The sequence below is a fragment of the Xanthomonas hortorum pv. cynarae genome, assembly GCF_002939985.1.
Taxonomy (GTDB): Bacteria; Pseudomonadota; Gammaproteobacteria; order Xanthomonadales; family Xanthomonadaceae; genus Xanthomonas; species Xanthomonas hortorum_D.
Window position 1 is genome coordinate 21,453 of record NZ_MDFM01000006.1, and the last position, 18,074, is coordinate 39,526.

Annotated in this window: 10 protein-coding genes; 2 read left to right on the forward strand and 8 right to left on the reverse strand. The window is 66.4% G+C overall.

Features of this window, described 5'->3' with window-relative positions; genetic code table 11:
* Positions 1-264: 264 nt before the first annotated feature.
* The 5 genes from XcyCFBP4188_RS05675 to xerD form a co-directional block, all read right to left on the reverse strand.
* Positions 265-2,142, reverse strand: a complete 1,878-nt coding sequence (locus XcyCFBP4188_RS05675; protein ID WP_046933703.1) for a S8 family peptidase — start codon at positions 2,140-2,142, stop codon at positions 265-267.
* Positions 2,143-2,259: 117 nt separating this feature from the next.
* Positions 2,260-6,123, reverse strand: a complete 3,864-nt coding sequence (locus XcyCFBP4188_RS05680) for a YadA-like family protein (protein WP_228996011.1) — start codon at positions 6,121-6,123, stop codon at positions 2,260-2,262.
* A gap of 864 nt (positions 6,124-6,987) precedes the next feature.
* The gene (gene purL, locus XcyCFBP4188_RS05685) at positions 6,988-11,040 is read right to left on the reverse strand and encodes a phosphoribosylformylglycinamidine synthase (RefSeq protein WP_104591772.1); all 4,053 of its coding nucleotides are present in this window, start codon (positions 11,038-11,040) and stop codon (positions 6,988-6,990) included.
* A gap of 217 nt (positions 11,041-11,257) precedes the next feature.
* Entirely contained in the window at positions 11,258-12,055 is a 798-nt protein-coding gene (locus XcyCFBP4188_RS05690; protein WP_006448516.1) for a DsbC family protein, read from the reverse strand.
* Positions 12,056-12,259: 204 nt separating this feature from the next.
* Positions 12,260-13,231, reverse strand: a complete 972-nt coding sequence (gene xerD, locus XcyCFBP4188_RS05695) for a site-specific tyrosine recombinase XerD (protein WP_006448517.1) — start codon at positions 13,229-13,231, stop codon at positions 12,260-12,262.
* Between the two features lie 98 nt (positions 13,232-13,329).
* Between xerD and XcyCFBP4188_RS05700 the strand changes: the two genes are divergently transcribed.
* Positions 13,330-13,791 (forward strand): RDD family protein, encoded by a 462-nt coding sequence (locus tag XcyCFBP4188_RS05700; RefSeq protein WP_104591773.1) that lies wholly within the window; start codon positions 13,330-13,332, stop codon positions 13,789-13,791.
* A gap of 134 nt (positions 13,792-13,925) precedes the next feature.
* Here the strand turns inward: XcyCFBP4188_RS05700 and XcyCFBP4188_RS05705 are convergent, their stop codons facing one another.
* From XcyCFBP4188_RS05705 to lptF, 3 genes are read right to left on the reverse strand one after another with little or no spacing between them, the layout of a single operon-like run.
* Positions 13,926-14,225 (reverse strand): hypothetical protein, encoded by a 300-nt coding sequence (locus XcyCFBP4188_RS05705; RefSeq protein ID WP_074056645.1) that lies wholly within the window; start codon positions 14,223-14,225, stop codon positions 13,926-13,928.
* 5 nt (positions 14,226-14,230) lie between these two features.
* The gene (lptG, locus tag XcyCFBP4188_RS05710; RefSeq protein ID WP_006448520.1) at positions 14,231-15,337 is read right to left on the reverse strand and encodes an LPS export ABC transporter permease LptG; all 1,107 of its coding nucleotides are present in this window, start codon (positions 15,335-15,337) and stop codon (positions 14,231-14,233) included.
* On the reverse strand, positions 15,334-16,416 hold the full coding sequence (lptF, locus tag XcyCFBP4188_RS05715) for an LPS export ABC transporter permease LptF (protein ID WP_104591774.1): 1,083 nt from the start codon (positions 16,414-16,416) through the stop codon (positions 15,334-15,336). Before lptF ends, lptG begins: the two co-directional genes overlap by 4 nt.
* A gap of 107 nt (positions 16,417-16,523) precedes the next feature.
* Between lptF and XcyCFBP4188_RS05720 the strand changes: the two genes are divergently transcribed.
* Entirely contained in the window at positions 16,524-18,008 is a 1,485-nt protein-coding gene (locus XcyCFBP4188_RS05720; RefSeq protein ID WP_104591775.1) for a leucyl aminopeptidase, read from the forward strand.
* The last annotated feature ends 66 nt before the right edge of the window (positions 18,009-18,074 follow it).

Consider the following 18,074-nt stretch of genomic DNA (forward strand, 5'->3'; position numbering starts at 1 on the left):
AATCTTTGGAAAACAGCGACCTAGATCATGTCTCGCGAGACATTTCGAAGCTGAATACGCATGTCCAAGGCAGACAAAAAAGCCCGCTGGCGGGTCGCCAGCGGGCTTGGTTGCGCAAAAATCAGGCGCGAAATGCGTCAGCGGGCAGACCAGCGCTCCCCACGCTGGCAAACCGGTGCCACGCAGGCGCGGTACCGGCCGCTTTTCAGCCCAATTGCGCCAGGGAAATGACGGAATGCTGCCGGTACGCCCTGATGCGTCAGATCACTGACGCGCCAGCAGGCTCACCCCGTCGAATTCGGTGCCGTCGAGCTTGAGGATGTAGGTGCCGGCACGTGGCGCGGTGAAGCGCACGGTCTGGCTGGTGCCACTGCGCGTTGAGGCACCGTCGTTGTCGGTGGCGCTGGGCTCACGCCCGAACGCCACGTACAACGCGGCCTGCCCGCTGCCACCGAAGCTGATGAAACTCAGCACCGCACCCGCGCTCGCCTCGAAGGTGAACACGCCGGCATCGCCGGCCAGATTGGAGATGCCGCTCTGGACCACGCCATTGCGCAGCGGTTGCGCATCCACCTGGCAGCCCACATCGCCCGGAGTGCACCGCCGCAAGGCGCGCGCAACCGCGGCACCCGCATCCACGATCCCGGTGCCAGCCGGCGTCGCCGGCGGAATCGGCACCGGGAAAGCGCGCACGGTGCGCTTGAGCAAGGCTTCCAGCGCTGCCGGCGACAACGGCGGCTTGCCATCGGCAATCAGCGCGCTCTGCACCAGTGCGGCAGTTCCGGCCACATGCGGCGATGCCATCGAGGTGCCTGCGAACGTGGTGCCGCCATAGGTGAACTGCCCGGAGGTGGGCGTGGTTTTGCCGGTGTAGAAGGTCTGCCAGATGAAGCTGCGGATCGGGCCGTCGTTGGTGTCGAAGAACATCGAGCTGCCACCGGGTCCGGCCAGGTCGACCTGACGGCCGAAGTTGCTGTAGTCGGTCAGCCCGCCGGTGGAGCGTGTGGCGGCCACCGCGATCACATTGGCGCAATTGGCAGGATTCGACGTCGATACGTCCGAGCTTTCATTGCCCGCGGCAACCACCACGGTGGTGCCGCGCGACACCGCACCGTTGATCGCGGCCTGGGTGACCGAATCGCATGCCCCGCCGCCGCCCAGGCTAATGTTGATCACTTCGGCAGGGTCGCGATTGTCCGGCACGCCATCAACGTGACCACCAGACGCCCAGACGATCGCGTCGGCGATATCGGAGGTGTAACCGCCGCAATGCCCGAGCACGCGCACCGGCAAGACCTTCGCTCTGTAGGCAACGCCTGCGCCGCCGATGCCGTTGTTGCTGGCTTCGGCAACCGTGCCTGCCACATGCGTGCCGTGCCAGGTGCTGTCGTCGGCCAGCGAAAACAGCCCGCACTCGCCGTCTTCGGCGATCCAGTCGCCGCGATCCAGTGCGCCGGGGCTACGCTCGGCAGTGGCGCGACGCGACACAAACGGGTCGGTGATGAAGTCGTAGCCGGCAAGCAGGTTACCGGCCAGATCGGGATGGTCCGGCAGGATGCCGGTATCCAGCACCGCCACCACCACACCTTCGCCCTGTGTCGTTGCCCAGGCCTGCGCTACGTTGATGCCACCCACCGGGTCGATGAGATGCCATTGGTTGGTCTGCAACAGCGGATCGTTCGGCAAGGCACCGCCGGTAGTTTGTAGCGGATACATGCGCCGATCGATTTGCGCGGATTCAACCGCAGGGTCGGCTGCCAGTTCCTGCACGAGACGGTCGGCATCGGCGCGACTGAGCCGGGTCGGCAACTTGACCAGTTCGCCACCGGCCGCCAGCTTACGCAGGTAGGTTGGCGCGGCCGTTGTCCCGGCACGTGCGGCCGGCGCCAGGCGGATGGAGGCGCGCGATGCGGCTGCAGTGATCGCCGTCGTTGCGGTGCGGCCAACGTCGCGCGCGGTCACGCGCCCGCTGCGGTAGTTGACGATGATTCTGTCGACCGGCGCATTGCGCATGGCCTGTTGACGCTGGGCGCTGGCCGCCGCCGGGTCGAGGGTGGTGGCCATTGCCACACCGATGCCGAATGGCAACGCGAAGACACAGCAGGCCAGCACGAGGGTGCGAGAAAAAGAGCTCTGGATCACGATGGAATTCCTTCGAGGTAAGTGCGAAAGGCCATGACGGAGAAAGCGCGCCGCCCGGCAACAGGCGGCGGGATTGCATGCAACAGCGCGCTCTTGCAGCGTGGTTCTTGCTGCGCGTTACCAGCCGAAACCGGCACCCACACCGATCGAGCTGTCGTCGCCACTGAGTGCGCCGCCAACCGTCACCGTGGCGCGCGGGCTGATCGCTCGCTGGTACCCCACCGACAACGCCGACTCGCCGTTCTGGAAACCGACGCCGGCACCGACGCGGTTTTGCGAGGCGATACCGGCCACGCTGGCAGACATGTTCAACATCGCCGAACTCATCGCGCCCTGACGATCCAGACGGCGGTTCTGCCGACGCAGGCGGTCTTCGATATCGCCCTGGTAGCTTTCGAAGCTGTCGGCCATCGCGCTGTAGCGGCTGTCGGTGTAGCTGTTGGCAGCGGCAACGCCGTTGTCCAGCTGGCCCTTGTTGACCGCATCGGTGGCACGCGTACCGGCCGCCACATTGGCCACCTGGCGCTCGCCGCCGACGCTGCCCACCGACACCGTGTTGGCACGATCGGCGACCGAACCCTGGCCGAGTGCAACCGCACCCTGTGCACTGGCACGTGCGCCCTGGCCGATCGCCGTGCCGGAAGCCGCACTGACTTGCGCGCCTTCGCCCATCGCCACCGCATTGGTGGCCACCGCCGCAATCTGCGTGTTGGCTCCGACCGCCGTGCTGCCATCTGCATTGACGCGTGCATTGCTGCCGATCGCAGTGTCGTTGGGACCATGCGCATATGCGCTGCCGCCGATCGCAGTACCGGTCACATGGTTGGCCACTGCCGCCGTGCCAACAGCGGTGGACGTTGCGGCCGGCGTGATGCTGCCGACCACTGCTGCGGTCGGCGTGCCCTGCACGCCATCGCTTGCGGCAAGCCCGCTTGCCGTTGCAGCCGCTGAAGACAGCGCGCTGTCGGTCGTCCGGTCGGCAGCCATCAGCGTCGACTGCACGCCATCGTCTGTCGCCGCCTCTTCAAGACTGCTGGCGACTGTCGAGGTTTGCGCAACTGGTGCAACCGTCGTCGCCGTTGCTGTCGCCCGTGCGACGCGCGCAGCGGAGGAACGTGCGGCAACGCCCGTTGTCGCCGTTGCATTACGGGCATCCAGCTCGCTGACCTTGCTGTCCAACGCCGTCAATGCCGCACCGACGTTGCTGTAACTGCTGCCCTGGATCACATAGGTCGGCGCAACGAACACGCCTTGCGCGCCGATCGCTGCACCACCGCCGAGGAAGCTGGCCGCGTTGCTCAAGGCACCGAACAACTGCCCACCGTTGATCGCATCGCTGCTGCCAGTGGCGATTGCACCAGCACCCACATTGACGATGCGACGCGTGGCAGGACCACCGCGGCCATTGCCGTTGCCCACCGACACCACGTTGGCCTCGTAGGTGCGCGAGCCGGCGCCCAAGGCCACCGAATCGGCACCGCTGGCACCGGCATTGGCACCGAGTGCGACCGCGTTGCTGCCGCTTTGCCGGGTAAAGGCGTTGTAGCCCATCGCCACACTGTTGTTGCCCAGTGCCGTCGATTGCACGCCCAAGGCCATTGCGGCACTGCCCGTATCGCCGATGAACACGCCCACGCTGGCATCGCGCCCGATCGCAATCGCGTCGGGCGCCTCGGCCCTGGCATTGGTTCCCAACGCGATATTGTCGCCAGAGAAGATCGACGTCGTGGCACCGCTGCCGATCGCGATGCTTCTGCTGGAAACGGCACGCGCGTCGTAGCCGACTGCAATCGCCTCGGCGCCCTCGGAAGACGACAGCGTCCCCACCGACACGGTGCGCGGCGCAAACGAGGCAGCGCTATGACCGATCGCCACCGCGTCGGCATTGTTGCCGTTGGGGAAGACATTGGCGTTGTAGCCCAGCGCGATGGCGTAATCGCCGTCGCTGCGCGCACCTGCGCCGATGGCAACGCCACCGACGCCGAGGGCGCCTGCAGGCCGCAAGTTGGAGCTGATCAGCGACATGCCGCCGACAGTCACACTGCGCTCGCCGGCGGCAACCGCCAGGCTGCCCACGGCCACGCTGCTCTCGCCGATGCTGGAGGCATTGAAGCCCACCGCGGTGGTCAGACTCGCGTTTGCCAGCGCACCGAAGCCGAAGGCCGACGCCGCCGAACCGCGCGCTGTCGAGAACGCGCCCACAGCGGTGGCAACATCGTCCTGCGCCCGTGCGCTGAACCCCGCCGCCATCGACTGCTCGCCACTGGCCACTGCCCCCGTGCCGACCGCGGTGGCGAAAGTGCGCGCGGCAACCGCCCCGCTCCCCAGCGCCACCGCACCGCGCGCCTGTGCCAGGGTGGCCTGTTCCTGCGCGCCCACGATCGAGCCAGAGGCATCGAATACCGGCACAGAGGCAACACCGCCCACCGCCACCGCCGATGCATCGGCCGCGCTGGCGTTGTGCCCGACAGCGACCGTATCGCGGCCCAGCGCCAGACTGCCCGAGCCCAGCGCATTGGCGCCATCGCCGATCGCGTTGCTTGCGCTCCCCAACGCGATCGCATTCAGGCCGTCCACGTAGGCAGCGGTTTCATCCCCATCGGTTTTGCCAATCGCCAGCGTGCTGTCGAGACGGTCGGCCACGGCACGCACGCTGTCGAGCTGGGCGAGATTGACCGCATCGTTGGCCTCGGTGCCTGCCGCAACGCTGGTGATCTGACGCGTCAGCCCCGCCTGCACATCGCCAACCGAGACCGTGTTGCTACGGTACGCGTAGGAACGCGCTCCCAATGCCACGGCGCTGGATGCCGAGCGATTCCAGGCATCGTCGACAAAATCGCCTACGCGCGCGCCATAGCCGATTGCCACCGCATCGATGCCATTGGTTTCGGAATCTGCACCGATCGCGGTGTTGTTGCCGTTGAACCACGAGGTGCCGGCACGCGCCCCTAACGCGATACTGTTTTCAGTGTAGGCGGTGCTGTCGTGACCGATCGAAATGCCACCATCGCCCATCGCCAATGAGAAGCCACCCAGCGACACCGTGCGTGGCGCAAACGAACCGGCGCTGTGGCCGATCGCCACAGAATCGGTATTGCCAGGCGCATTTGGAAAGATGTTGGAGTCGTAGCCAATCGCAATCGCATAATCGGACTGGCTCTGCGCACCTGCGCCGAGTGCGATGCCGCCTAGTCCGGTAGCGGCGGTGATCGAGCCGAAATTACTGATGCCACCGACCACCACGCTCTGCACGCCACTGGCCAATGCGGTATCGCCGACCGCAATGCTGCTGCTGCCCTCGCTGCGCGCCCGGTAACCAAAGGCCGTGGACGCATCTCCGCTGGCACGCGAACTGTAGCCACCGGCGGTGGAGAGAAAACCACTCGCCGCGGACAACCCACCGACTGCGGTGGCGCCATCGTTGAAGGTCTGCGCGCGATACCCCAGTGCCGTGCTCTGGATACCGTCGGCACTAGCGCCACTGCCCAACGCACTGGCGAGTGGATCTGCCGCGATGGCGCCACCGCCCACGGCGGTCGCACCTTCACCGGACGCCTGCGTCGCTTTTTCGCTTCGACCGACCACGAAGCCAAATTCATCGTAGTCGTACACCGTCGCGACGCCGCCAATGGCGGTTGCCGATGCTCCTGCAGCCGAGGCGTCATGCCCGATCGCCGTCGCATCGCGCTCCAGTGCCAGGCTTCCGCCGCCGAGTGCGCTGGTTCCATCGCCCAGGGCATTGCTTGCGTTGCCCAGCGCCAGGGCGTCCTGGCCCTCTGCGAACGCCGGCACATCCGTGTCGGCGTTCGGTATGGCCGAGGTCTGCGTGGTCGCGGCTGCGGGATCTGCGTTACCGGCCGCTGTTGCAGTCCCGGTGTCGCAATGCTGCTGACCGTTGGCCACCGTGCAGCGCGTGATCGCGGTCGCTTGCGGGGATGCGGCCTCGGCAACTCCGACCATGCCGACGAGTACCAGCATCATCGCCGCCGCCAACCCACCGCTCGCGTGCAGATGCACTCGACTGCAGGGTGGGTTTATCAAATCGCAGACACGTCGCGCCGTTCGGCGATGAGCACACTGCTCACCACCGGCATTCAATTGAATTCGCTTCATTAACGCCTTACTCCCCATTGGCCTGGTATGTAGAAACCGACCACCGCACGACTGCGTCGCACGGTCCCCCTGAGGTTTATCGAAAACGCACTCGCCTACCTCCTGCATCGGGAAAATCCCGCGCAAAAGAATCAGCGATAGAGACGTGAATTTGCAGCGGAAACCTTGCGAATCAGAGATTCATAACGTTGGATGAATCTATTGAAAAACCAAAAATTCAGATGAGATTAACGTCACACAAGGGACATCATCGAACGCACCGACTAAATACCTAGTATTTTTTATAGTTACTTAAAGTAAACCACGTATCGACATTCAAAAAAATGTAGTAGCGACGTACCCGACCGCGACGCGATCATGCGCGACTGCAGCTGCACTGATCGGGAGTTATCAATAGCGAAAGGTCATGCCTCGGCTGCAACGCACGCCGGACATGCGCAGTCCCGATGCACGGGCGCTCGATGGAATGAGGAAACCTTGCATGCGCCTGCCGCAGACAAGCCGGCTTGCATCGCTTGAAAGCGAGTCTGGCCATGCGCGGCTCGATCGGACTTCGATGCGCTCTTCCGGACGACGCGCGTCGCGGGCAGGATCAAGCAACCCGCGAAAACCGCGTGCAGATGCATGCACGCAGCAGCAGAAACGACAACGGCCGTGTGCATCGCTGCACACGGCCGTCGAATCAAGCGGTTGCTTCGGGCGCTCTAACTCACGCCGCGGAGCTGCACAGCATCAACCACACCACACGCGCGCATTGCGGAACATCCGCAACCACGGCGAGTCCTCGCCCCAGTCGGCCGGGTGCCAGCTCAGGTTTGCCGTGCGCGGGGTGCGCTCGGGGTGCGGCATCAGGATGGTGGCGCGGCCGTCGGTGCTGGTCAGGCCGGTGATGCCGTCCGGCGAACCGTTCGGATTGAGCGGGTACTGCGATGCCACCGCGCCATCGCCGTCGATGAAACGCAAGGCCACACGCACGGCCGCCTGATCCACCACGGTGTCGAACTCGGCGCGGCCTTCGCCATGCGCCACCGCCACCGGAATCCGCGAGCCGGCCATGCCGCGCAGGAACAGCGACGGCGACTCCACCACTTCCAGCAATGCCGTGCGCGCTTCGAACTGCTCGCTGCGATTGCGCAGAAAGCGCGGCCAGTGCTCGGCACCGGGAATGATGTCCTTGAGCTGGCTGAGCATCTGGCAGCCGTTGCACACGCCCAGCGCGAAGGTGTCGCTGCGCGCGAAGAAGTCGGCAAACGCATCGCGCAAGGCCGACCGCTCCAGGATCGAGGTCGCCCAACCGCGTCCGGCACCCAGCACGTCGCCGTAACTGAAACCGCCGCAGGCCGCGAAACCGGAGAACTGCGCCAAGTCCACACGGCCTTCGATCAGATCGCTCATATGCACGTCGAACGCACGGAAACCGGCGCGCTCGAAGTTGTAGGCCATCTCGATCTGCCCGTTGACGCCCTGCTCGCGCAGGATCGCCACCTTGGGCCGCGCACCGGTCGCCACGAACGGCGCGGCCACGTCTTCGGAGGGATCGAACACCAGCTTGGGGCGCAATCCGGGCGCCTTGAAATCGCGTGCCAGCACGCGCTCTTCGTCGGCGCTGTCCGGGTTGTCGCGCAGTTTCTGCATGGCGTGCGTCACCGACCACCAGGCATCGAACAATGCTTCCCAACGCCACTCAGCCAGTACCCGGCCCTGCCCGCTCACGCGGATACGCGGCGCACCGGTGGGGCGTGCGATGCGTTGCGCGCATTCGGTCAAGGCATGCCGCTCGACCAGATCGGCGAACGCGGCGCGATCCTCGCTGGCGATCTGCACCACTGCGCCCAGTTCTTCATTGAACAGACTGCGGAACGCATCGTCGCCCCACGCATCGAGCGTGATATCCAGACCCTGCCGCGAGGCGAACGCCATTTCGCACAGCGCCGCAAACGCACCGCCATCGCTGCGATCGTGATACGCCAGCAGCAAGCCGCTCTCGCGCGCCGCACGGATCAGTTCGAAGAAACTGCGCAGCCGCTGCGCATCGTCCAGATCCGGCACCTCGCCACCGAAGGCCGGCAGCCCCGCATCGTCGGCATACACCTGCGCCAACACCGACCCGCCCAGGCGCTGCTTGCCGCCGCCCAACCCGATCAACCACAGCTCGCTCTCTTCGTCGCTGCGCAACAACGGCGTCAGCTGCGTCCGCACATCGCCCACCGGCGCGAACGCGGTGATGATCAGCGAGACAGGTGAAACGCTCTTGTGGGCGATGGGATTGGGGATTGGGGATTGGGGATTCGTAACAGCAGAAGGCTCTAGGGTTTCGCCAATCCCGAATGCCGAATCACCAATCCCGGCCTCTTGCCACTGCGCCTGCATCGACAGCGAGTCCTTGCCCACCGGCACGCTCAATTCGAGTGCCGGGCACAGTTCCATGCCGATCGCACGCACCGCGTCGTACAACAAGGCGTCTTCGCCGGCGTGACCGGCGGCGGCCATCCAGTTGGCCGAGAGCTTGATGCTGTCCAGCGTCTGCACCGGTGCGGCGCACAGGTTGGTGATCGCCTCGCCCACCGCCATGCGCGCCGACGCCGCAGCGTTCAACAACGCCAGCGGGGTGCGCTCGCCGATCGACATCGCTTCGCCGGCAAACGTCTCGAATCCAGCCATCGTGATCGCGCAATCGGCCAGCGGCAGCTGCCACGGCCCGATCATCTGCTCGCGCGCGGTCAAGCCGCCCACGCTGCGATCGCCGATGGTGACCAGAAAGCTCTTGGACGCCACCGTGGGATGGGCCAGCACCCGCAAACCGGCCTGCTGCAAGTCCAACGTGGCGGTCTGCAGCACCGGCCACTGCGGCGCGGCCGGATGCACCGCATCGCGATGCATCTTCGGCGCCTTGCCGAACAGCACGTCCATCGGCAGGTCGATCGGGAGCTGGGATTGGGGATTCGGGATTGGGGATTGGTTGAAGGCAACGGCGGACCCGGCAACTGACGAATCGCTTTTGCGAATCTCCAATCCCGAATCCCCAATCGCGTCCCCAAACACGCCATACCCAACCACCAGCCGCTCCTCGGCCGTTGCCACGCCCACTGCCGCAAACGGGCAGCGTTCGCGGGCGCAGATCGCGGCGAATTCATCCAGGCGCGCCTGCGGCACACCCAGTACATAGCGTTCCTGCGATTCGTTGCACCACAGTTCCAGCGGCGACAGCGAGGGGTCGTCGGTGAGCACGCGGCCCAGGTCGATGACGCCGCCCACGCCGGAGTCGTGCAGCAACTCGGGGATGGCGTTGGACAGGCCGCCCGCGCCCACGTCGTGGAACCAGCGGATCGGGTTGTCCGTGCCCAGCGCCACGCAGCGGTCGATGACCTCCTGGCAGCGGCGCTCCATTTCCGGGTTTTCGCGCTGCACGCTGGCGAAATCCAGCGCCTCGGCGCTATCGCCGGCCGCCACCGAACTGGCCGCACCGCCGCCCAGGCCGATCAGCATCGCCGGCCCGCCGAGCACGATCACCGCATCGCCCGGCTGCAGGCGCAGCTTCTCGACCTGAGTGCGGTCGATCGCGCCCAGGCCGCCGGCCAGCATGATCGGCTTGTCGTAGGCGCGGGTCAGACCCTCACCTTCGGCGAGCTCGAAACTGCGGAAATAGCCGAGCAGGTTCGGCCGGCCGAATTCGTTGTTGAACGCGGCGCCGCCGAGCGGGCCCTCGAGCATGATGTCCAGCGCCGGGGCCATGCGCGGGTTCAGCGCGCGCGGCGCCTCCCACGGCTGCGGCAGGGTCGGGATGCGCAGATGCGACACCGTAAAGCCGGTCAGACCTGCCTTGGGCTTGCCGCCGCGGCCGGTGGCGCCTTCGTCGCGGATCTCGCCGCCCGCACCGGTCGCCACGCCAGGAAACGGCGCGATCGCGGTGGGGTGGTTATGCGTTTCCACCTTGATCGCAAATGCCGACGGCACTACCGCTTCGCTGCGGTATTCGCCGCTGGCCGGATCCGGGCGATAACGCGCGGCCGGCACGCCCTCCACCACCGCGGCGTTGTCGCTATAGGCCGACAAGGTGTGCTGCGGGGTCTGCTGGTGGGTGTGCTTGATCATGCGGAACAACGAGCGTTCCTGCGACTTGCCGTCGATGCTCCAGCTGGCGTTGAAGATCTTGTGCCGGCAGTGCTCTGAGTTGGCCTGGGCGAACATCATCAGCTCGACGTCGGTCGGGTCGCGGCCCAGCGCAGCGAAGCGTTCGCGCAGGTAATCGATCTCGTCCTGCGCCAGGGCCAGGCCCAGCGTGCGGTTGGCCTGCTCCAGCGCATCCAGCGCCACGTGCTGCAACTGGCCACGATCCGGCTCGTTGAACAACGCCTCGGCAGCGGCGGCCGAACCGAGCAGCGATTGGGTCATCGGGTCGTGCAGCAGCTTGGCCACGGCGGCCTGGTCTGCCGCGTTGTCCGGCCAGCCGGCCAGGTCGATGCGGGTACCGCGCTCCACACGCTGGATCGGTTGCCCGGCCCCGCGCACCAGTTCGGTGGCCTTGCTCGACCACGGCGACAGCGTGCCCAGACGCGGCACCACATAGCGCGAGGAGGCGTCTTCGGCGCGCGGCGCGGGCGCCGCTTCGGCCTGCAGAATCCGCTGCAAGGTGGCCTGATCGGGCGCTTGCCCGGCCTCGACGCGGATGAAGTACACGTGCCAGGCGCCAGTGATGCGCAGCGCGGGGACGAGGGTTTGCAGGCGGGTTTCGAGCCGAGCGCGGCGGAACGGCGAAAGGGCGGAAGCGCCCTCGAGGACCATCATGTCCGGGGAACCGTGTCAGAAACGGGGCTGCAGATTGTAACGGAGGTTGAGGGACTCAGCGCCCGGCCGAGCGTGGGCCGGCGGTGATCGGCTGGGTAACACCCGCCCTGCAACGCAAAAGGCCGGAATGCATGCGCACCCCGGCCTTTTGAGCGATCACGCTGGCGGTCGAAGCCACCAGCGCCGAAGCGGCATCACAACGCCGCTTGCAGAGACATCAGCGGCTTCCGCCCGCCGTGGTGACGGCGCGCTTTTCCAGCGCCTCACGCAGCTGCGCCGGCGGCAGGTAGCCACCGAGCTGGGTGCCGTCAGGGGCGAAAATCGCCGGAGTGCCGTTGACGCCCAGGCGCTGGCCCAGCGTGTACTCCATCGACACCGGGTTCTTGCAGTCCTTGGAACTCACCGACTGACCGGACTTGGCATTGGTCAGCGCCTGCTTGCGGTCGGCCGAGCACCACACCGCCACCATGTCCTTGTAGTCCTGGCTGCCCAGGCCCATGCGCGGGAAAGCGACGTATTCCACCGCGATGCCCTGCTTGTTCAGCTCGGCGATCTCGCTGTGCAGCTTGCGGCAGTAGCCGCACTCCACGTCGGTGAACACGGTGACCGCGTACTTCGGATTCGCCGGCGCAAACACAATGCGGTCGGCCTTGGGGATGGTTTCCAGCTGCTTGCGGCGATAGGCCAGCAGACCGGCGCTGGCGGCAAACTGCTTGTTCTGGATGTCGAACGGCTGCGCCTGCATCAGGTAGCGGCCGTCGTCGCTGACGTACAGCACCTGCCCGCCCACCACCACTTCGCGGAAACCGGGGAACGGCGCGGCGCCGATGTAGTCGGGCTTGAAGTCCGGGTCCAGCGCCTTGAGCGCCGTGCTCACACGCTGATCCACATTGCCGGTGGCGGCAGGCGCGGCGGCTGGCTTGGCGCCGGCATTGCTTGCCGCAGGCTGCGACGATTGTGCGCAGGCGGTAAGACTGATCGCGCCCAGCAGCGCGGCGATGGCAAGACGATACATTCACGCATCCAGTGGAATGGGGTACCTGGATTCTCGCACAGCGCAGATGAAGCAAGGCAACGCCCGGATCAGTTTATTGGCGACCCGGAGCGCCGGTTCGTTGCGGGGATCGGCGCGCGCGTCGTGGCGATTGCGTATTGACCGGCTCGCTGGCAACCCCTTACCTGGCGAGATGCATCACCACCGGCCTGCCGCAGTACTCGTTCACCCGCGAGGATGATGCTTGGCGTGCAGCTTTTGCAGATGCTGGCGCGCCACCAGCGTGTAGATCTGGGTGGTCGACAACGAGCTATGGCCGAGCAGCATCTGCAGCGCGCGCAGGTCTGCGCCGTGGTTGAGCAGATGAGTGGCGAAGCTGTGGCGCAACCCGTGCGGGCTGACCGTGTCCGGGTCGATCCCGGCCACCGCCGCATAGCGTTTGACCAGCGCCCAGAACTGCTGCCGGCTGGGCGGCTGACGCGCGGCGTCGACGAACAGCGGCACCTGCCCATCGACCGAAGCCACCGGCTTGTGGCTGGCCAGCAGTGGGCGCGCCTCGTGCAGATAGCGCTCCAGCCAATGCTGGGATTCCTCGCCCAGCGGCACCAGCCGATCCTTGCTGCCCTTGCCGGTCACCCGCAGCACGCCCTGTCGCAGATTGACCCCCACCGCCGGCAGGTTGACCAGCTCGCTGACGCGCAGGCCGGCGGCATACATCAGCTCCAGCATGGCGCGATCGCGCAGGCCCAGCGGGCTGTCGATGTCGGGAGCGGCCAACAGCGCCTCGATCTGACTTTCGGTCAGCGCCTTGGGCAAGCTGCGCGGCAAGTGGGGCGGATCGATCAGCGCGGTCGGGTCGTCGCTGCGCAGGCCCTCGCGCAGACAAAGGCCATAGAACGCCCGCAGCGTCGACAACAACCGCGCCGTGCTGCGTGGCGAATAGCGCGCCTCGGAGCGCCAGCGTAGATAGTCGAACACCGCAGCCCGATCGACGCCCAGCAGCCCACCGCCGGCCCCGTCGCGCCAACGCGCCAGCCCTTCCAGATCGCGCCGATAGCTGTCCAGGGTCTGCCGCGCCACCCCGTTCTCGGCCCAGAAACGATCCAGGAAGCGCTCGATGGCAGAAGCATCGGCTGCCTGCAGGGGCGGCAGCTGTTGGGCGAGTTGGCGACGTTCGGCAGGAGTGCTGGCAGACATCGCAACAGCATAGAGCCTGTCGCGCAGGATCCGATCTTCAGCACGGCGCTGCCGCAACGCGGCGTTGCTCGATCGCCCGTGCCGGCTATGCTCGCGGCATGACCTCGATTCCCTCGCCTCGCACTGCACGCGCCCCTGGCTTGGTCGGCTGGCGGCTGCTGGCCATGTGTTACGACGCCTGGCCGGTGCTGGCGCTATGGATGCTGATTTCCGCCGCTTTCACCCTGGGCTTCACGCTTGCCGGGCATCCCGCACGCGAAAACATCGCCCCTTTCAGCGGCTGGCAATGGCTGTTGTGGCTGTGCTGCTGGATCGCCGCCGGCATCTACGCCACGGTGAGCTGGCGGCGCGGCGGCCAGACCCTGGGCATGCGGCCGTGGCGGCTGTCGTTGATCGGCCCGCAAGCCCCGTGGCGCGCGCTATGGATCCGCTATGCAGTGGGTACGTTGTCGCTGGCCCTGGGCGGACTGGGATTCTGGTGGGCGTGGGTGGATCGTGATGGACTGGCGTGGCACGACCGTGCCAGCGGGACCAGGCTGCATCGCGCACCAAAACGATGAAACGATCAGGCACTGCGGCCTGCTTAGCTGCATGACAGGGCAGCATTGGCGTGCGGCCGTCATGCTCAGCGCATACCAGGTTCTCGCCCGCGTAGCGCGCAATTCAACTGCTGTGAATCGATGCAGCCTTCGGCTTATTTACCGCCTGCCGAAGGGCGCTCGATCAGCCACTGCACGGCATAGCCAAACAGATACAACACCGCCAGAAATGGCGGCACCAGCAATGAATAACCGGTCACCCACGGCATATTGGTCAACCAGGCATCAGCACCCAGCGCGTCCAGTACCGCCAGCTGCGCTGTCAGCGGCAGCTGCAGCAGAACGAAATGGCCTTTGGGATCGCCACCCGCATCGCTGGCAGCCCACACGCACAACGCCGTCACGGCCACATACAGCAAGCAAAGCACGGTACCGAAGACGCTGAATAGACGCATCCGCGTCAGCTACTGCGCCGCCGGAACAACCATGCCGACACCCCCAGCATCACCATCGGCGGCAGTGCATAGGCGATGCGGTAATCCAGCTTGAGCGCACCGGCCATGCGGCCGAAGAACAGCTGCAGCAGCCAGAAGCCCAGCGCGAACAGGATGCCCAGGAACAGCCGCTTGCCCAGACCGCCGCTACGCAGCGAACCGAACGAGAACGGAATCGCCGCCAGGCACAGCGCCAACACGTTGAGCGGATAGAACCAGCGGCTCCAGTACTGATCTTCGTAGTCGCGCGCGTCCAGGCCATTGCGGCGGCGGTACTCGATGCTCTGTTCCAGATCGCGCGCGGACAGGTTGCGCGGCTTGGCCAGCCCGGCCGCCAGCGCCGCCGGGCTGAGCTGCGATTGCCACGGCAGCTCGGGGAAGGTTTCGCGCTGCACCGAGCGCTCCTGGAAGGTATCGCGGCGCACCTGGCGCAGCGTCCAGGCGCCATTGCGATTTTCTGCCAATGCCGCATAGGTCAGCTGCTGCAGGCGGCCGCTGGCATCGAGGTGATACAGCCGCACATCGTGCAGATCCAGCGCGGTACCGCCGCCGTCGAGCAGCTTCTCTTCGCCGCTCAGCGCATTGAGGAAGGTGTCGCCTTCGCGCGCCCATAGGCCCGAATAGCGCGCCATTGCCATATCGCTGTTGTAGCGGGCGCTGGTCTTGAGGGTATCGGCCTGGTTCTGCGCCCACGGCCCCACCGTCTCGCCGCTGATCACCATGCCGGCGGTCAGCAACGCCATCGCCGCGACCACCGAGGCCGACATCCGCTTGCGCGACACGCCCAGCGCACGCAAGGCGGTCAGCTCGGAGGTGGCCGCCAACTGGCCCAGCCCCATCAACGCACCGATCACCGCCGCAGTGGGGAACAAGGTGTAGGCCCGCCGCGGCACCGTGTACGCCACATAAGCGAACGCATGACCAAAGGTATAGCTCCCCTGGCCAATGTTCTTGGCCTCGCTGGCAAACGCGTTGACCAGATCCAGCCCCAGCAGCACGGCCCAGGTCAGCAGCACGGTGAACAGCACCGCGCGCCCGACGTACCAATCGTGTACCCGTGGCATCAGCCTCATGCGCGCGCCCTCGGCCGACGCACGCGGCCATCGCGTGCATACGCCCAGATCGCCACTGCCAGCAATGGCAGCGTCAGCCACCACAGGCCGAGCGCGGCCGGCGTCTTGCCGTTGGCGATCCACTGGGTGCCGATGATCATCAGGTTGGTACCCACCATGTACGCCAGGAACGCCAGCATGATCCGGCCGTAGCGCTGCTGCCGCGGCGCACTGCGCGATAGCGGCAGGGTCAGCAGCGCGAACGCCAGTGCCAGCAGCGGCGGCGCCAGACGCTCATGCAGCTGCGCGCGCGCGGCCGGGCGTTCGTCCGACAGCAGCTGCGTGGTCCACATCACTTCCGGATCGTTGGCGTCGTGCACCTGGCTGCGGTCGGGCAGGGCCACGTCGTTGCTGGCGAACTTCATCAAACGGTAGTCCAGGGTGTTGCCGGCGGCCGGGCCTTCGATGCGGTAACCGTCCTCCAGGCGCAGGTAGCGGTTGGCCTTGCCTTCGAAGAACATCGCGCCACGCTCGGCGGTGACCACATCGATGCGGTCGTCCTTCTGGCGCTGCATGAACACCTTGCCCAGGCCCTTGCCGTCGGCCGAGATCGTGGTGAGATAGACCACCCCACCGCCGGACAGCGGGGTGAACTTGCCCGACTCCAGGCCGGCCATCAGCACGCTGCGGTTGGCGTCTTCCAGCATGGTCTCGGCGGTACGGCTGGCCCACGGGCCCAGCCACAGCGAGCACAGCCCGATCAGCACCACCACCGGCACCACCAGCATCAGGATCGGGCGCAACATGCGCCGCGGGCCGACGCCAATGGCGGTGATCACGGCCATTTCTGAATCGCGGTACAGCCTCGCCAGTGCCAGCAGCAGGCCGAGCATGAGCGCCAACGGCAGGATGATCGGCAGGTAGGCCACAAATTGCAGGCCCACCTGAGACAGCAACAAGCGAGCAGGGATGCGGCCATCGGCGATATTGCCGAGGATATCCACCAGCACACCGCCCACGCTGACGACCAGCAGCACGATCAAGGTGGCCAGGAAGCTCTGGGTGAAATCGCTAAGCAGGTATCGATCGAGCTTCGGCATGGGGTGGGCTTGTTTTAAACTCTCGGATTCGTTCGCGGCGTCGCCAGCCTAGTCAGGTTGGCGTAAACAGTCCGCGATTGTACGGATTTGCCTACGGAATCTGATCAATGGCCCTGCAATTCACCCTGAACCAAGACGCGCCGGCAAGCGCCCACGTCGACTGCATCGTGGTTGGCGTGTTCGCCGACAAGACCCTTTCGCCCGCCGCCCAGGCGCTGGACAGCGCCAGCCAGGGCCGTTTGACGGCACTGGTCGCACGCGGCGATGTGGCCTCCAAGACCGGTAGCACCAGCCTGCTGCACGACCTGCCCGGCGTGGCCGCCCCGCGCGTACTGGTGGTCGGGCTGGGCGATGCCGGCAAGTTCGGCGTGGCGCCTTACCTCAAGGCGATCGGCGATGCGACCCGCGCGCTGAAGACCGGCCCGGTCGGCACCGCCCTGCTCACCCTGACCGAATTGCCGATCAAGGCGCGCGATAGCGCCTGGAACATCCGCCAGGCGATCGTCGTCAGCGACCACGCCGCTTACCGCTACACCGCCACGCTGGGCAAGAAGACGGTCGACGAGACCGGCTTGACCACCCTGGCAATTGCCGGCGACGACGCCCGCGCACTGGCGGTTGGCGTGGCCACCGCCGAGGGCGTGGAATTCGCCCGCGAGTTGGGCAACCTGCCGCCGAACTACTGCACCCCGGCCTACCTGGCCGAGACCGCCGCCGCATTCGCCGGCAAGTTCCCCGGCGCCGAAGCCGAGATCCTGGACGAGGCGCAGATGGAAGCGCTCGGCATGGGCTCGCTGCTGTCGGTGGCGCGTGGCTCGGCCAACCGCCCGCACCTGATCGTGCTGAAGTGGAACGGCGGCGGCGACGCGCGTCCCTACGTGCTGGTCGGCAAGGGCATCACCTTCGACACCGGCGGCGTCAACCTCAAGACGCAGGGCGGCATCGAGGAAATGAAGTACGACATGTGCGGCGGCGCCAACGTCATCGGCACCTTCGTCGCCACGGTCAAGGCCGAGCTGCCGATCAACCTGGTGGTGGTGGTGCCGGCGGTGGAAAACGCCATCGACGGCAATGCCTATCGCCCCTCCGATGTGATCACCAGCATGTCCGGCAAGACCATCGAGGTCGGCAACACCGACGCCGAAGGCCGCCTGATCCTGTGCGATGCGCTGACCTATGCCGAGCGCTTCAACCCCGAAGCACTGGTGGACGTGGCTACGCTGACCGGCGCCTGCATGGTGGCGCTCGGCCACCAGACCGCCGGCCTGATGAGCAAGCACGACGATCTGGCCAACGAACTGCTGGCCGCCGGCGAGCACGTGTTCGACCGCGCCTGGCGCCTGCCGCTGTGGGACGAATACCAGGGCCTGCTGGATTCCACCTTCGCCGACGTCTACAACATCGGCGGCCGCTGGGGCGGCGCGATCACGGCCGGCTGCTTCCTGTCGCGCTTCACCGAAAACCAACGCTGGGCGCATCTGGATATCGCCGGCGTGGCCAGCGACGAAGGCAAGCGCGGCATGGCCACCGGTCGCCCGGTCGGGCTGCTGACGCAGTGGTTGCTGGACCGCGCCGCAAGCGGCGCAGCGTGATTGGGGAGTGGAGATTCGGGATGCGTGCAAAGCACACGCATCCCGCCGGCCGTAGCAGCACGCGGA

Coding starts and splice junctions, on each gene's coding strand:
- XcyCFBP4188_RS05720 (WP_104591775.1), top strand. CDS start 16,524: ATGGCCCTGCAATTCACCCTGAACCAAGACGCGCCGGCAAGCGCCCAC.
- purL (WP_104591772.1), bottom strand. CDS start 11,040: ATGATGGTCCTCGAGGGCGCTTCCGCCCTTTCGCCGTTCCGCCGCGCT.
- lptF (WP_104591774.1), bottom strand. CDS start 16,416: ATGCCGAAGCTCGATCGATACCTGCTTAGCGATTTCACCCAGAGCTTC.
- XcyCFBP4188_RS05705 (WP_074056645.1), bottom strand. CDS start 14,225: ATGCGTCTATTCAGCGTCTTCGGTACCGTGCTTTGCTTGCTGTATGTG.
- lptG (WP_006448520.1), bottom strand. CDS start 15,337: ATGAGGCTGATGCCACGGGTACACGATTGGTACGTCGGGCGCGCGGTG.
- xerD (WP_006448517.1), bottom strand. CDS start 13,231: ATGTCTGCCAGCACTCCTGCCGAACGTCGCCAACTCGCCCAACAGCTG.
- XcyCFBP4188_RS05690 (WP_006448516.1), bottom strand. CDS start 12,055: ATGTATCGTCTTGCCATCGCCGCGCTGCTGGGCGCGATCAGTCTTACC.
- XcyCFBP4188_RS05700 (WP_104591773.1), top strand. CDS start 13,330: ATGACCTCGATTCCCTCGCCTCGCACTGCACGCGCCCCTGGCTTGGTC.
- XcyCFBP4188_RS05680 (WP_228996011.1), bottom strand. CDS start 6,123: ATGATGCTGGTACTCGTCGGCATGGTCGGAGTTGCCGAGGCCGCATCC.